15 protein-coding genes are annotated in these 15,227 nt (G+C 45.4%); 7 read left to right on the top strand and 8 right to left on the bottom strand.

The genetic code is table 11. The features are described from left to right. The first annotated feature begins 2 nt into the window (after positions 1 to 2). From LRS05_RS07365 to LRS05_RS07375, 3 genes are read left to right on the top strand one after another with little or no spacing between them, the layout of a single operon-like run. The gene (locus LRS05_RS07365) at positions 3 to 707 is read left to right on the top strand and encodes a MotA/TolQ/ExbB proton channel family protein (RefSeq protein ID WP_257867719.1); all 705 of its coding nucleotides are present in this window, start codon (positions 3 to 5) and stop codon (positions 705 to 707) included. 3 nt (positions 708 to 710) lie between these two features. Further along, positions 711 to 1,103 (top strand): biopolymer transporter ExbD, encoded by a 393-nt coding sequence (locus LRS05_RS07370; protein WP_257867720.1) that lies wholly within the window; start codon positions 711 to 713, stop codon positions 1,101 to 1,103. A gap of 1 nt (position 1,104) precedes the next feature. Then, positions 1,105 to 1,890, top strand: coding sequence for an energy transducer TonB (locus LRS05_RS07375; RefSeq protein ID WP_257867721.1), 786 nt, complete (start codon positions 1,105 to 1,107; stop codon positions 1,888 to 1,890). A 49-nt stretch (positions 1,891 to 1,939) separates the two neighbouring features. Here LRS05_RS07375 and LRS05_RS07380 read toward each other — a convergent pair whose 3' ends face one another. The 6 genes from LRS05_RS07380 to folE form a co-directional block, all read right to left on the bottom strand. Continuing rightward, complete coding sequence (locus LRS05_RS07380) at positions 1,940 to 2,377, bottom strand: response regulator (protein WP_257867722.1); 438 nt, start codon at positions 2,375 to 2,377, stop codon at positions 1,940 to 1,942. A gap of 364 nt (positions 2,378 to 2,741) precedes the next feature. Beyond that, positions 2,742 to 2,900, bottom strand: coding sequence for a GIY-YIG nuclease family protein (locus tag LRS05_RS17250; RefSeq protein WP_308224851.1), 159 nt, complete (start codon positions 2,898 to 2,900; stop codon positions 2,742 to 2,744). A gap of 170 nt (positions 2,901 to 3,070) precedes the next feature. Continuing rightward, entirely contained in the window at positions 3,071 to 4,012 is a 942-nt protein-coding gene (gene lgt / locus LRS05_RS07390; RefSeq protein WP_257867723.1) for a prolipoprotein diacylglyceryl transferase, read from the bottom strand. Between the two features lie 38 nt (positions 4,013 to 4,050). Beyond that, entirely contained in the window at positions 4,051 to 4,278 is a 228-nt protein-coding gene (gene yidD, locus LRS05_RS07395; RefSeq protein WP_257867724.1) for a membrane protein insertion efficiency factor YidD, read from the bottom strand. Continuing rightward, complete coding sequence (gene cysS / locus LRS05_RS07400) at positions 4,278 to 5,765, bottom strand: cysteine--tRNA ligase (protein ID WP_257867725.1); 1,488 nt, start codon at positions 5,763 to 5,765, stop codon at positions 4,278 to 4,280. Before cysS ends, yidD begins: the two co-directional genes overlap by 1 nt. A gap of 18 nt (positions 5,766 to 5,783) precedes the next feature. After that, positions 5,784 to 6,455: a GTP cyclohydrolase I FolE gene (gene folE / locus LRS05_RS07405; RefSeq protein ID WP_257867726.1), complete on the bottom strand. Its 672-nt coding sequence runs from the start codon at positions 6,453 to 6,455 to the stop codon at positions 5,784 to 5,786. Between the two features lie 237 nt (positions 6,456 to 6,692). On the opposite strand from folE, the gene LRS05_RS07410 reads away from it, so the two are divergent. From LRS05_RS07410 to LRS05_RS07425, 4 genes are read left to right on the top strand one after another with little or no spacing between them, the layout of a single operon-like run. Further along, positions 6,693 to 7,652 carry a hypothetical protein gene (locus tag LRS05_RS07410; protein WP_257867727.1) on the top strand — a complete coding sequence of 320 codons (960 nt, stop codon included), beginning with the start codon at positions 6,693 to 6,695 and terminating at the stop codon, positions 7,650 to 7,652. Further along, positions 7,603 to 9,000: a hypothetical protein gene (locus LRS05_RS07415; RefSeq protein ID WP_257867728.1), complete on the top strand. Its 1,398-nt coding sequence runs from the start codon at positions 7,603 to 7,605 to the stop codon at positions 8,998 to 9,000. The genes LRS05_RS07410 and LRS05_RS07415 overlap by 50 nt, the downstream gene beginning before the upstream one ends. Then, on the top strand, positions 8,975 to 9,343 hold the full coding sequence (locus tag LRS05_RS07420) for a hypothetical protein (RefSeq protein WP_257867729.1): 369 nt from the start codon (positions 8,975 to 8,977) through the stop codon (positions 9,341 to 9,343). Before LRS05_RS07415 ends, LRS05_RS07420 begins: the two co-directional genes overlap by 26 nt. Further along, positions 9,336 to 13,151 (top strand): T9SS type B sorting domain-containing protein, encoded by a 3,816-nt coding sequence (locus tag LRS05_RS07425; RefSeq protein WP_257867730.1) that lies wholly within the window; start codon positions 9,336 to 9,338, stop codon positions 13,149 to 13,151. The genes LRS05_RS07420 and LRS05_RS07425 overlap by 8 nt, the downstream gene beginning before the upstream one ends. A 204-nt stretch (positions 13,152 to 13,355) precedes the next feature. Here LRS05_RS07425 and LRS05_RS07430 read toward each other — a convergent pair whose 3' ends face one another. Both LRS05_RS07430 and LRS05_RS07435 read right to left on the bottom strand, forming a co-directional pair. Further along, positions 13,356 to 14,546 (bottom strand): pyridoxal phosphate-dependent aminotransferase, encoded by a 1,191-nt coding sequence (locus tag LRS05_RS07430; RefSeq protein WP_257867731.1) that lies wholly within the window; start codon positions 14,544 to 14,546, stop codon positions 13,356 to 13,358. Between the two features lie 133 nt (positions 14,547 to 14,679). Further along, positions 14,680 to 15,078, bottom strand: a complete 399-nt coding sequence (locus LRS05_RS07435) for a DUF1573 domain-containing protein (protein ID WP_257867732.1) — start codon at positions 15,076 to 15,078, stop codon at positions 14,680 to 14,682. Between the last annotated feature and the right edge of the window lie 149 nt (positions 15,079 to 15,227).

Raw genomic sequence — 15,227 nt, forward strand, 5'->3', positions numbered from 1 at the left:
GTATGTTATACACTCAGGCAGACAGCCTCGCAGTAGCTCAGGATGCGGCAGCAAATGCAGAACAGCCGGTTGAAAAAACTTTGTCTATATGGGAACTGCTTACAAGCGGCGGCTTAGGCGGGCAGCTTATAATGATTGTACTTGGCATTCTCTTTTTTGTAGCCATCTACATTTTCATTGAAAGATTATTAGCGCTTAAAGCAGCCTCTAAGATTGATAAAAGTTTTATGAACCAGATACGAGACCACGTAGTACACCGCAGGTTTGACAGCGCCAAGCTGCTTTGCCAGCATACCAATTCGCCGGTATCAAGGCTGGTTGAAAAGGGCATCTCGCGTATTGGCAAACCGTTGGCCGACATCAATACAGCTATTGAAAATGCAGGTAAGCTTGAAATATACAGCCTTGAAAAGAACGTGAGCATTCTGGCTACGATATCAGGGGCAGGGCCAATGATTGGCTTCCTTGGTACCGTTTATGGTATGGTACTTGCTTTCCATGAGATAGCCAGTGGCGGCGGACAGATAGAGCTTGATGTACTTGCCAGCGGAATTTATACTGCAATGACAACTACGGTTGTAGGACTTATCATAGGTATCTTTGCATATATTAGCTACAACTACCTGGTAGTGAAGACAGATAAAATTATCAACCAGATGGAGGTAACCGCAACAGAGTTCCTTGATCTGTTAAATGACCCTGTATAATTTATGAAGTTCAGGAGCAGAAACAGGGTAACGCCCGAGTTCAACATGTCATCAATGACGGATATTGTTTTCCTGTTATTGATATTCTTCATGCTTACATCTACTATGGTTACAACAAATGCGCTTGACCTTAACCTGCCGAAATCTAAGGGAAAGACTGATAATAACCAAAATGTTGCAGTAAGCATCAATAAAGACCTGAAGTATTATATTGATAAAGAAGAGGTAGCCAAAGAAAGTCTTGAGCCGAGGCTGCAGCAGCTCTTGGCGGGTAATGAAGGCAAAGCTATTGTACTTAGGGCAGAGCAGGGCGTACCTATTGAAAATGCCGTTGCCGTAATGGATATTGCTTACCGTAATAAGTTTAAGATTGTTTTGGCAGTAGACCCGAAATAGCATGAAATACCTGGAAACAGAACACGAGAAAAAGTCATTTGTCATCACCGTTATAATTTATACGGTGATACTGCTTTTGTGCTTTTTCCTCGGTATGACCTATATGGATCCGCCGCCTGAAAACGGTATTGCAATAAATTTTGGCACAACTGAATTTGGCCAGGGTGACGTACAACCTATGGAAGATGTACGTATGGCGCCGCAACAGGCACAGTCTGCAGCGGAAGCTACGCCACAGGCTGATGAAGTCGCTACTCAGGATGTAGACGATGCGCCGGTAGTGAATAAAGAAAAGCCGCAGAAAGAGACTCCCAAACAAGATGTTACACCAAAGCCACAACCAAAGCCTACACCAAGTAAAAATACTATGGACGCTTTGAATAGTGTTCTTAACGGCCCTAAAACAGACGGTAAGTCTGACCAGGGGCAGGGAGATGATAATAAACCCGGAGATGCCGGGAGGCGTGATGGTGACCGCAATGGCGATGGAGACGGGGATGGCAAAGGCCTTGGCCGCGGTACAGGCGTTGGAAACTACCAGCTTGCAGGGCGCAAACCCGTTGCAACACCAAAACCAGGCGGATGCAATGAAGAAGGAACAGTGGCTGTACAAATTACAGTTGATAACAGCGGAAGGGTAATTAGCGTCGCTACAGACAGGGGTACTATAGCATCGCCATGCCTCATTAACCAAGCCAAACAGGCGGCGCTTAAAACAAAATTTGAACCCGGTGATGCTGAAAAGCAAATCGGTAAGATTATTTACAATTTCAAGTTAAGCGAATAGGTAGTGAGATTATTAAAATACGAAAGCCCCGATTATCGGGGCTTTATTTTTATATCACAACTGCAAATTCTTCATAGGGTAAAACTGTTTTTTTCCAGTCGGCTAAAAGAAAATTACTGATGCAGGCTTTTAATTCGTGGAAATTCATTGGCTTCGTAAAGAAACAATTGGCTCCTGCATTGTAAGCGCTCTTAATAAATGTCTCGTTATTGCTTGTAGAATACATTATTACGGGAACATCTTTAACAACAGGCATTTCATTTCGAATTACTTTCAGTGCATTGATGCCGTCTACCTTTGGCATGTTTATATCAAGGAAAATTATATCAGGCGCTTTTTCAGTAGTCCGAAGTTTTTCAATTAGTTCCTGTCCGTCACTTGCAGCTGTAAGTTCACTATCCGGAGCAATTTCACTTAATGCCGCAGTAAAGAAGTCAACATCATCACAATCATCGTCTGCAAGGAAAATTTTTTTAGGATAATTCATAAGAGTATCTTTTATGACTCGCTTGAAGTAGTTTTAAAAGATAATCTTGGTGCTAAGAAGGCTGCCTTAAAAAAGTAGTCCAGGTAAATCTGGTTGATAATTACAAAGTTACGCTTTAATTTGCTCTAAATCTGCTTTTTAAAACATAAATGTTATGAAATGAGACAATACCGTTCGGAATGCAATTGATATATGCTGTCATTGCGAGCAACGGAGCGCGGCAATCTAAAAATATTTTTCAATTTCAAAGTATAAATCTTTCCATTCAGGATTAATACTTAAAATTAATTTCAATTTATCTTCGCGCGAACCTGCTTTAATTTGCTTTTCTCTGCCAATTGCATCTTCAATTGATTGAAAAGTTTCAAAATAAACTAATTTTAAGATTATATCTTGCTGAAAACGATTCAGGATATCGCTTATTTATATGTTCCTTTATTCTGGTATGCAAATCAGAAGTCACTCCAACATAAAATGTTGTGTTGTTGAAGTTTGTTATTATATACACAAATCCCGGCTTCATGTGCAATTAGATTGCTTCGTCGTTCCTCCTCGCAATGACGCTAGTTAATAAAGATATTCAATACAGTCATTGCGAGCGTAGTTTACGGAGCGCGGCAATCTTTGTTTATAAGTAATACTAAAACAGATTACTTTGTCATTCCTGTTCCAATGACAGATGTTATTAGTGCATTAAAGTGTCTCCCTCCGCTTATTTGCAGTAAAAATCAGTATAAAGCCGGCTATGATAAACGGTATGCTAAGCCATTGGCCTGTAAGCAGTACCGGGTTTTCACCTTCAAAGCCACCCTGGCTTTCTTTTACAAACTCTACCACAAAGCGTACTGTCCAGAGCAATACAAGGAATACCCCAAAAATGAGGCCATGGCTTTTGCGTGCGTTTGTCTTCCAATACATGTAGAAGATAATGGCGAACACAATCACATATCCCATTGCTTCATAAAGCTGTGCCGGGTGGCGGTAGGGGATGGCATCAAGTATTGAAGAAAATTGAGGGTTTGTTTCGATAGCCTTGTAAGCTTCATCATAGTTGTTTATCCCTGTACGTGCCATTACTTCGCGTTTTCCGAGGTTATCTTCCCCGCGGATGAACCTTACCGCCGTTGGCAGGTCTGCGCTCGTCTCGCGGCCCAGGATTTCGCTGTTCATAAAATTACCGAACCTCACAAAAATACCACCGCTGGTTACCGGAATAACAACCCTGTCAAGCACCCATAGCAAAGGCCTGTGGATGATTTTGCGGCTGTAATACACCATGGTAAGTATAATGGCTATAGCGGCGCCGTGGCTGGCAAGCCCTGCAAACCCTGTAAACTCAAACTTAGGGCTAAACCTGAACGGAAGCAGTATTTCTGCCGGGTGATTTTTAAAATAGTCCCAATCATAGAAAAATACATGGCCCAGGCGAGCGCCCAAAAGTGTTGCAACAAGCGTATAAATGAACAATTTGTCAAGCTTTTCAAGCGATTCCCCTTCACGCTGAAAGATGTGTTTCATGATAAACCAGCCCAGGCCGAAAGCTACTACAAACATGAGGCTGTAGTAACGTATCATAAAAAAGCCTAAGTCTAAACCTTCAGAAGGGTTCCAGGTGATGCTCAAAAATTGTGTCATTGTGTATGTTTTGATTTCGTCGTCAGTACTTAATATTGTTATGGCACCGGGTCATAACCCTTACCGCCCCAGGGGTTACAGCTTACTATCCGCTTTGCCGCAAGCCATCCGCCCTTTATCAGCCCATGCTTTTGCAATGCTTCTGCAGCATAATGAGAGCAGGTAGGAGTGTAGCGGCACGCAGCAGGCAGCAATGGCGATATGGCGCCCTGATAAAAACGTATGATCAGCAGAAACGGATATATTAGTACCTGTTTTGCAGTCATTATGAAAGGGAGAAGGTTGTACCTTCTTTTGTGTCTTTTATATGGATGCCCAATGCGGCGAGTTGATCACGTATCTGGTCGCTCATTGCGAAGTTCTTGTTGGCGCGTGCTTCATTCCGCATGCCTATCAGCATATTTACAGTGCCTTCCAGCTTTTCAAGGTGCCCGTTGTTATCTTCAGCAGCTTCATTTACAAGCCCGAGCACGTCAAATACAAATGCATGCAGCAGTTTTTTAAACCTGTCAAGGTCTGTCGCCGTGATGGTTTCTTTACCGTCTTTAAGCAGGTTGATATATTTCACCGCATCAAACAGGTGCGCTATTAAAATCGGGCTGTTAAAGTCATCATTCATAGCATCATAGCATGCTTGTTTCCAGCCATCCAGATCAATGCTTGTTGAAGAAGAGGCGTTAATTTCTGTCATGGTGTTTAACGCTTCCATAAGGCGGTTATAGCCTTTTTCAGCAGCAATTATGGCATCGTTGCTAAAGTCAAGAATGCTGCGGTAATGTGCCTGCATCATAAAAAAGCGTGTAACTGATGGCGAGAAAGCTTTGCTCAGCTTATCATTATCACCCGTAAATATTTCACGCGGAAGTATGTTATTGCCTGTTGATTTAGACATTTTTTTGCCGTTCAGCGTAAGCATGTTGGCATGCATCCAAAAGTTAACAGGGGCACAGCCTGTGCTTGCCTCATTTTGTGCAATTTCACATTCATGGTGCGGAAACTTTAAATCCATACCACCCCCGTGAATGTCGAAATGGTTGCCCAGGTATTTGGTACTCATGGCTGTACATTCAAGATGCCACCCCGGGAAACCGTCTCCCCATGGCGATGGCCACCGCATTATGTGTTCAGGCTCTGCCTTTTTCCAAAGAGCGAAATCAGCCGGGTTGCGTTTATCGCTTTGCCCCGCCAGCTCCCGGGAGTTAGCCATCATATCATCAAGATTGCGGCCGCTTAGCTTACCGTAGTCATGTGTTTCGTTGAATTTAGCCACATCAAAATACACTGAGCCGTCAACCTCATAAGCATATCCGTTCTCAATAATTTTCTTGATGGTCTCAATCTGCTCAATTATGTGGCCTGTAGCCGTAGGCTCAATACCCGGCGGGAGGCTGTTGAACAGTTCCATAATCTGGTGGAAGTCAACCGAATACTGCTGCACGATTTCCATGGGCTCCAGCTTTTCAAGCCTTGCTTTTTTTGCAATCTTGTCTTCGCCGTCATCTACATCATCCACAATATGGCCTACGTCGGTAATATTGCGCACATAACGCACTTTGTAGCCCAGATGCTTTAGATAGCGGTACACCAGGTCAAAAGATATAAACGTGCGGCAGTTGCCCAAATGTACATTGCTGTAAACAGTAGGGCCGCACACATACATGCCCACACTGCCTTCATGAATTGGGGAAAACGCTTCTTTTTCGCCTGTAAGCGAATTATATATCTTTAAATTCTGGTTCTGGTATAAGTGCATGCCTGGAAAATATATTCTTTAAAACTGTGTATCAAGCTTTATATAATCAAGAAACTCGCGGCGTATGGTTTCTTCTTTAAACCTTCCGCCGAATTCTGATGTTACCGTGCTGCTCTCAATGTCACGTATGCCGCGTGAGTTCACACACAGGTGCTTGGCATCAATTACACAGGCAACATCTTCCGTATTAAGCACTTTCTTAAGTTCCTGTACAATTTGAATGGTAAGCCTTTCCTGTACTTGCGGGCGTTTAGCAAAATAATCAACAATACGGTTCATTTTTGATAGTCCTACAACGGTCCCATTAGAAATATAAGCAACATGGGCGCGTCCAACTATCGGTAATAGATGATGTTCACAGGTAGAGTATATGGTAATGTTTTTTTCCACCAGCATCTCACCATACTTGTATTTATTCTCGAACGTTGATGACCCCGGTTTTTTATTTGGGTTAAGCCCGCCAAAAATTTCTTTTACAAACATTTTTGCAACGCGGTTTGGCGTGCCTTTTATACTGTCGTCTGTCAGGTCCATCCCTAATGTTTGCAGGATATTCTCGACATCTTTTTTTATTAGTTCAATCTTCTCGTCATCGCTTATATTAAAAGCATCTTCACGTAGGGGAGTATTTACGTTTGATGCTGCGTGGTTGTCTCCAATTTCATCGTGGAGCTCATCATTATGGGCCATATATTTTTTTTAAGTCCTGTTTTTGAAACGCAAAGATAACTATAAAAAGTTTTTAATTATTGAAGTTAGAATTTTGAATTTCCTGTATTAATGTATGTTAACATAACGTTAAATACTGTTTAAGTGCTACATATGGTAGGGTAAATCATAATTAACGTGTTATAGATTAAAAAATGTAAAGTTTATATTTTTTTTGAGTCAAATTATTGTAATTTTCGCGTTTCTAAAATGTATATGATGAGAAATCTGTATTTGTGCTTATTATTAAGCTTTTACGGTTGTTTTAACGTTTTTGCACAAGGTAATACTGCTGCCGGGCAACAAGGGTTTTGTGCAGGTAATGCTGCTTTGACATTTCCCAATACTACAAATAGTCCTCCTGCATCGTTTGCTGAAGCTTCAAGTTATGGCTGTCTTGCTACACGCCCCAATCCGGCATGGTTTTACTTGAGAGTTGAAAATCCGGGGACTCTGCAATTTAATATATCACAGTCTACACTTGCTGGTGCTGGTATAGATGTCGATTTCATAGCTTGGGGTCCATTTGTGGGTCCTCCGCCAATTTTTGGCCCTGCCAATCTTAATCCTTCAACACAGGTTGCCTGTAGTTACTCCCCTGCACCAGTTGAGAATTTTACTATAACCAATGCACAGGCCGGTATGTACTATGTTGTACTTATTACAAATTTCAGTAATCAGCCAGGCCGTATTACCCTTACACAAACAAATAGCACTAATCCTAATGCCGGATCAACAAGTTGTGATATTATTTGTGAGTTAATGATAGAACAGGATGCTGTTATTTGTCCCGGAGGATTTGTTATATATACATCTACAATTGTTTCAGAACCGAATAAACCTGCAACTTATCAATGGTACAGAGATGACCAGCTAATACCGGGAGCTACCTCTGTATCATATACGGTTACAATGCCGGGAACATACAAAGTTGTGGTGAATAAACCGGGTTGTGTTGCCAATTCAACCGATACAGCCGTGGTAAGCGCGCCACCTCCATTGCCATTAAATAACCCTCAGGATTTAGTGGTTTGTGGTAATGGTTCTGGCCCATATACTTATAATTTAAGGAGTATAGAAGCTGCAATGTTAGGTAGTCTGAGCGCAGGCGACTATTCATTTACATATTATGAAACTGAAGCAGCAGCATGGTCATTTGCTGATCCTTGGATCCCCTAATCCTACGTCTTATTCAAGTTCTGGAAACCAGACTATTTACGTAAAAGCTGAAGAATTAAGTTCATGTGCGCAAATTTATTCTTTTGATCTTCTTGTTACACAAGCGCCTGTTCTTAATACACCACAAAACATTGAGTTGTGTGATGTAGGTGCTGATAATACAGAATCATTTGACCTCACAATCCGCAATGCAGAGATACTTGGCGCTCAAGATCCGGCGCTTTACACGATTACATATCATACAAGTTTAACTGCTGCTAATGCCAATACAGGAGCAATAACAAATTTCCAGTCTTATAGTGCTGGTAATAATACACCAATTTATGTACGTGTTGGTGTAACAGGCAGTCCAAACTGTTTTTCCGTAACATCATTTACCCTCCTTCTGAACCCGGTGCCTGATGTATTACCGGTTGCCGATGTATTTGTATGCCAGGCTGACGGATATGTTCTTCCTGTTCTTGCTACGGGGAACTATTACACCCAGCCAGGTGGATCAGGCACGCAGCTCAATGCAGGCGACCTTATTACAACCACCCAGACGATATACGTATATGCCCAGAGCGGCACAACGCCGAACTGTACAGATGAAGAAAGCTTCAACGTAACGATATACCCGCAGCCTGTAATCCCTGCCCTTGCAGAGATAGCCGAGTGTGACGCCACGGGCGCTGTGGGCCAGGAAGACTTTGACCTTACGGTACGCACGGCCGATATACTGGCAGCGCTTCCGGGAGCCACAGTAAGCTATTACCCGACACAAGCCGCCGCACAGGCCGGCACCACCCCTGTTGCTAATGCTGCCGCCTACCCAAGCGGAACAGGCCAGGCATGGGTAAGGGTAGTGGATACCAACGGCTGTGTGAGCGTAGCCCCTATCAGCCTTGTGGTGAAGCCGCTTCCGGCGGTGAACCCGGCGCCAACTCCGCTTGCCGAGTGTGAGACCGCCCCGGGCGAATCCATCTTCCTTCTTACAGAGGCCAACAGCGATATAACCAATGGCAACACTACCTACCAAGTGCGCTATTATACCACACAAGCCCTTGCTGATGCAGGCGGTACGGACCTTGCCCCGGACCACACCTCAATGAATGGTTCGGTATGGGCACGCGTAGATGACCCTGCCACAGGCTGCTACACCACAGTACAGCTGCAGCTTATAGTAGTGGCCACGCCGGTACTTGGCGCAGTGAGCCCTATAGCAGAATGTAATGACGACTATGACAACGACGCCATTTTTGACCTGACAGTTGCCGGCGCGCAGGCCGTAAACGGGCAGCCGGGGCTTGTGGTGACCTACCACACCAGCCTTCAGGCAGCCAATGACGGCACCCCCGCTTATCAATAACCCTTCAACATATGAATCACAGTCAGGCACGGTGTGGATAAGGGTAACCGATGCCACAGGCGCAGGCTGCTACAGCACTACCAGCGTAGCCCTTACAGTGCTGCCAAAACCGGTGGTAAGCACTATACCGGTGTATGCCCTGTGTGATAACGGCGATGCCAATGTAGGCTACAGGCCTTTTGACCTTACCACAAGGGCAGCAGCCCTAACCGGCGGGGTAACCGGTGTAACAGTAACCTATTATGCGCAGCAGGCAGACATTGCGGCCAACAACCCGATAGCAAACCCTGCTACCTATACCAACACAGTGCAGGACCCAGCAAACCATCTATGTAGTGCTTAGGAATACCGACAACTGTACTGCAGAAGGCCAGTTCACTATAAAAGTAAACCCGCTTCCGGTTATAGACACAGCCCTTCCTACATTCTATGCCTGTGAAGAAACGCCGGGCCAGGGGCAGTTCCAGCTATCGCGCAATGATGCGGCAGTGACCCTTGGAGCGGCAGGCTATAATGTAATATACTATACAAGCCTTGCCCAGGCACAGGCCGGCGGCACAGCAGGCGTAATAGGCGATGGCTATATCTCAGGCCCGAGGACCATAGGTGTAAGGGTAGAAGATGAGATAACAGGCTGTGCAAGCACCACCACGCTGAACCTTGATGTAATACCGGGCCCTGTAGCCTCGAACCCGGCACCGCTTCAGGAGTGCGACCTGAACAATGACAACGTGGCATGCTTTAACCTGAACCCGACACTAGCCCAGCTTACAGCTACTATACCAAACGTCACCCTTACGGTACACGAGACCGAAGAAGGTGCAGAGTTCAACGGGTATGTAATACAGCCTGCACAATATAACTGTTATACTAACATTAACGCCAATGGCGCAGCAGTCCCAACTGTATATATAAGAGTGCAAAGCACGCTGACTGACTGTTTTGATGTTGTGGCCCTTCAGCTTATCGCCAACCCGGTACCTGAGGCTACAGAGCCTGAGCCGTACCATGTGTGCGATGACAATACAGACGGTGTAGCCGTATTCAACCTGAGCACAAGGAATGCCGAGATACTGGGCACGCAAAGCCCTGCCGACTATGTGGTGACCTACCACACCAGCCAGACAGCAGCAGATGCAGGCACAGGCGCCATTACCAACGTAACCAGCTACAGTAGCCCAAGCACCACGCTGTATGTAAGGGTAACCAATAATGTAGCCTCAAATCCAACAGGCTGTTATGACGTAGTAGCGCTTGAACTTGTGGTAGACCCGCTTCCGGTGGCCAACACCCCGGTGCCGTATACCTTGTGTGATGATAATAACCCGGGCGATGAGCGCGAGGTGTTTGACCTTACCACCAGGATAGCTGCTATAACAGGCGGTGCCACAGGCGTGAATGTAAGCTTCCACCTTACCATGGCGGCAGCCCAGGCAAACACAGGGGCGATAGCCACCCCTGAAGCCTATACCAACACCAGCACGGTACAGACCATCTTTGTAAGGGTGGCCAATGCTGTAACCGGCTGCTACAGGGTAGTGCTGATGGACATCAGGGTAGAGCCGCTTCCGCAGATAACCATGCCGCCGGCACAGGACCTTCAGGCATGCGGCGCCAACGGCTATGCGGTGTTTGACCTTCAGGCCCTTGAAGCAGCAATGATCAACAACGGCGTTGGCCTTGTGATACGTTTTTACGAAACCCTTGAAGATGCCCAGGCAGGTAACAATAACTATATAGCCAATACCTCAGGCTATACCAATATAATACCAAATGCCCAGTTTATCTATCTAAGGATAGAGAACACGGTGACAGGTTGCGTAAACACCCAGGTTGAGAGGCTTGAGCTTAAAGTAACCGCCCCGCCGGTGCTGGAAGAGCTTGATAACATAGTGCTGTGTGACCAGGACAGCAATGACCAGGACGGCGAGACCATAGTAAACCTGAGGCAGCGTGATGCCGATGTGCAAGCCATGTTAACAGGAACCGGCTATACCATAGAATACTTTAAGCAGGAAAGTTTTGCCCAGGCAGGTGCACCCAGGATAACCAACCCGACAACCTATATAGGCACTAATGGGGAGACCATCTGGGTAAGGGCTACCGATGGCGATGACTGCTTCGCCATAGCAAGCTTTGAACTGGAGATAGGCAAGCCGCTACAGCTAACCACGCCAACACCATTGGCAGTATGCAGCAATGTGATACCAAGCACAGGCTCGGCCACGTTTAACCTTACCACAAAAGACAATGAAATACTTGGGCCTTTCGGTGTAGGCCAGGGCTATACGGTAGAATACTTTGTACAGGACCCGCGCACCAACACCACGGCAGTGGCCATAGCTAACCCTGAGGCCTATGTGAAGCCTGCAGGAGCCGCGCAGACACTGTTTGTAAGGGTAACCGGCCCTGAAGGATGCCGCAGCTATACCACCCTAACGCTAAGGGTGCTGCCAAAGCCGAACCCGGATACCACCCCTGATGCCCTTGAGGAGTGCGAAGACCCTGCAATAGGGGCAGGCATGGCAGAATTTAACCTGAACGATGCAGAAGCCGACATCAGGAACAATGACAGCTCGGCCATCATCACCTTCCATACCAGTATGGCAGATGCTGAGGCAGGCACCAATGCAATACCAAATGCAGGAAACTACCAAAGCGCCGGCGCTACCATCTATGTAAGGATGACAGCCAATACGGGCAACCCGCTGGATACCCCGTGCTACAGTGTGGTGGAACTCCAGATAGTGGTGAACCCGCTTCCGGTACTGGGCAACCCTGCCAATACCCCTGCTATCAGGCCATATGCACAATGCCAGATACCATATATAGGCACGGCAACCTTTATACTTAACAGCCATACGCCGCAGATACTGATAGGCCAGAATGCAGCTGACTACAATGTGAGGTTCTTTGAAACCCTTGCAGCAGCACAGGCAGGCGCACCGGCCATGCCAAACCAGTACGTAAGCAGCGTGCCTCAGAAACAGGTATGGGTACGTGCCGACAACATAGCCACAGGATGCTATGCCATTGGTACATTTGACCTTCTTATAGACCTTGGTGCGGTAGCCAACACGCCAAACCCTGCCAATGTGCCTGACACATGTGACAATGACGGCACCAATGACGGTATAACGCAGCTTAACCTGACTACGATGGATGCCGACATTATAGGCGCCCAGCCGCAGCCGCAGTTTACGGTAACCTATTATGAAGAAGACCCGAGGGTGAACCCTGCCGCTGTGGCCATAGCAACCCCGAACGCGTATGTGAATACCAACTCACCTGATTTGGTAACAGTATGGGCAGTGGTAACAAACACCGCCACCCAGGCACCGTGCAGGGGGTATGTAAGCATTGACATCCTAGTTGAAAGGCTCCCTGAGCCGCAGCTTACAGGAGGCACCATATGTGTGGAATACCCTTCAGGTGCAATTGTGAGGCCGCTACCCCTTGACAGCGGGCTGGATGCCACCCATACCTTTGTATGGTACAGAGACGGCAACGTGATACCGGGAGCCACAGGGCCATCATACCTTGCAGAAGAGGCAGGGGCCTACTCTGTGATAGCCACCAGCGCCACAGGGTGCGTATCAAATCCGCAGACACCTGTACAGGTAGTACGCAGCAGCCAGGCAGTACCGGTAGGCAATGGTTATACGGTAAGCAATGCATTTAGTGATAACCAGACTATAACCATCACCGTAGAAGGCTATGGCAGCTATGAGTACAGGCTGGACAACGGCCCATGGCAGGCAAGCAACATCTTCACGGGTGTGACACCGGGAGACCATGATGTGAGAGTGCGCGACACCACGGCAGATGCCTGTGAGCCGCTTACCATAGTTGATGTAAGCATCATCGACTACCCGAACTTCTTCACCCCGAACGGAGACGGCTTCAATGACAGGTGGAACATCGTAGGCCTTGGCAGCCGGAACAACAATGCTACAGCCAAGATTTTCATCTTTGACCGCTACGGCAAGCTCATCAAGCAGATAGCCTCTGAAGGCGAGGGATGGGACGGCACCTACATGGGCAGCCCGGTACCGGCAGATGACTACTGGTTCACCGTAGAATACAAAGAAATGACAGACGGCGTGGAAGTGACCAAAGAGTTTAAAGCCCACTTCTCCCTAAAAAGGTAAAGGATAATTCTCAAAAAAAACGGGCAGCCATTTGACTGCCCGTTTTATTTTGAATAAAGTTTGAAAAGGCCTTTAGTTTGAATATAGCGCTGATAGAAGCGGTATCCTGCCGCAGCCTGCAAACAGATAGAGCGGACAGCAGGAATTACGTTGATTTATTAGTTATGCTACTGCAAGAAAAAAGCCCCTTAACCGGGGCTTATCTTATTTATTGTATTGCTCTATAGCTTCTTTGAGGATTTGAACAGAACGTATGAGGTCTTCTTTTTTGAGTACATAAGCAATCCTGATTTCATCAAGGCCAACACCCGGAGTAGAATAAAAGCCGGCGGCAGGTGCAACCATTACAGTTTCTCCGTTACTGTCAAAATTTTCCAGTAACCATTGTGCAAATTTGTCGGCATTGTCAACAGGTAGTTTTGCTATACAGTAAAATGCACCTTTTGGGGTAGCTACTTTTACTCCTTCAATTTTAGACAATTCTGTAATAAGAGTATCGCGACGTTCTTTATATTCGCTTATTACTTCATCAAAATAAGATTGTGGGGTATCAAGGGCAGCCTCGCTGGCAATCTGCGCAAAGGTTGGCGGGCTAAGGCGTGCCTGGGCAAACTTCATGGCTGTTGCCATTACTTCCTTATTTTTAGATACGATACAGCCAATACGGGCGCCACACATGCTGTACCGCTTCGATACTGAGTCAATCATTATGGCGTGTTCTTCCAGTCCCGGCACATTCATTACAGAGTAGTGCTTATCCCCATCATAAGTAAACTCGCGGTAAACTTCATCAGCTATCAGGAACAGGTCATGCTTCTTCACCAATTCTGCGAGTTGATTGATTTCATCCTGTGTGTACAAATAACCTGTAGGGTTACCGGGATTACAGATAAGAATAGCCTTGGTCTTAGGCGTAATAAGTTTTTCGAAATCGGCTACAGGAGGCAGCGCAAAACCTTCATCAATTGTAGAAATTACAGGGACAACAGTAACACCCGATGCAACAGAAAAACCGTTGTAATTCGCATAAAAAGGTTCGGGAATAATGATTTCATCGCCTGCATCAAGAGTGCTTCCCAAAGCAAATAAAAGTGCTTCAGAACCGCCTGTCGTAATAATGATATCAGGTATATTTACATTTATGCCATGCTTTTGATAGTAAGCCGCAAGTTTTGTACGATAAGTTTCAAAACCTGCAGAATGGCTATACTCCAGTATTTTAATCGTATTTTCTTTAATAGCATTTAAGGCTACTTCAGGCGTTTTAATATCGGGCTGGCCAATGTTAAGGTGATAAACTTTGTGTCCTTTTTTCTTTGCGCCTTCAGCAAAGGGAACGAGTTTCCTAATTGGAGATTCGGGCATTTGCTGCCCCTTATGAGAAACTTTTGGCATTATTCTGCATTTTTAAATGTGTCACAAATTTGCGACATTTTTTACAGAAATAATAATTTTAAATAACGAAGGAAATTGAATTTGTGAATTGGAACAATAAAAAAGCCCTGCAATATGCAGGGCCTGATATTGGTTATTGATTAACCATTGATTTCTTTTTTTCCAGTGGGCTTACTTTGTCTTTGTCAATCACAGTGCCTTTTATTTTAAGTGGTACAACACCATCCGGGTAGTTTACAGCATTTGACTGAACGGTAATAGTTTTACGGATAGGGCCGGGGCTCATATTATATTTCACATCAATTTTTCCTGATTTACCCGGCATAATAGGGTCTTTAGGAAAGCTCGGAACTGTACAGCCGCATGTTGATTTTACATCTTTGATAATCAGCGGTGCATCACCGGTATTCGTAAATTCAAAAGAGCGTTCGCCATTATCATCTTGTTTGGCAACAGTACCATAATCAATGGTTTCCTGCTTGAATTCAATTTTAGCACCTTTTTGTGAAAAGGCCGATACGCTGAAAACCAATGCTGTAAATAATAATAAAATTTTTTCATTATTGTAGGGGTATTAATATTTGTAAAAGTAGTCAGATTAAATTAATGCGCAAATATGACAATGCGTTTTTTTAAATTGTATTTATATAGTTACTTTTGCTTACATTTTACAAAAGCCGT

Source organism: Flavobacterium sp. J372 (assembly GCF_024699965.1).
Taxonomy (GTDB): Bacteria; Bacteroidota; Bacteroidia; order Flavobacteriales; family Flavobacteriaceae; genus Flavobacterium.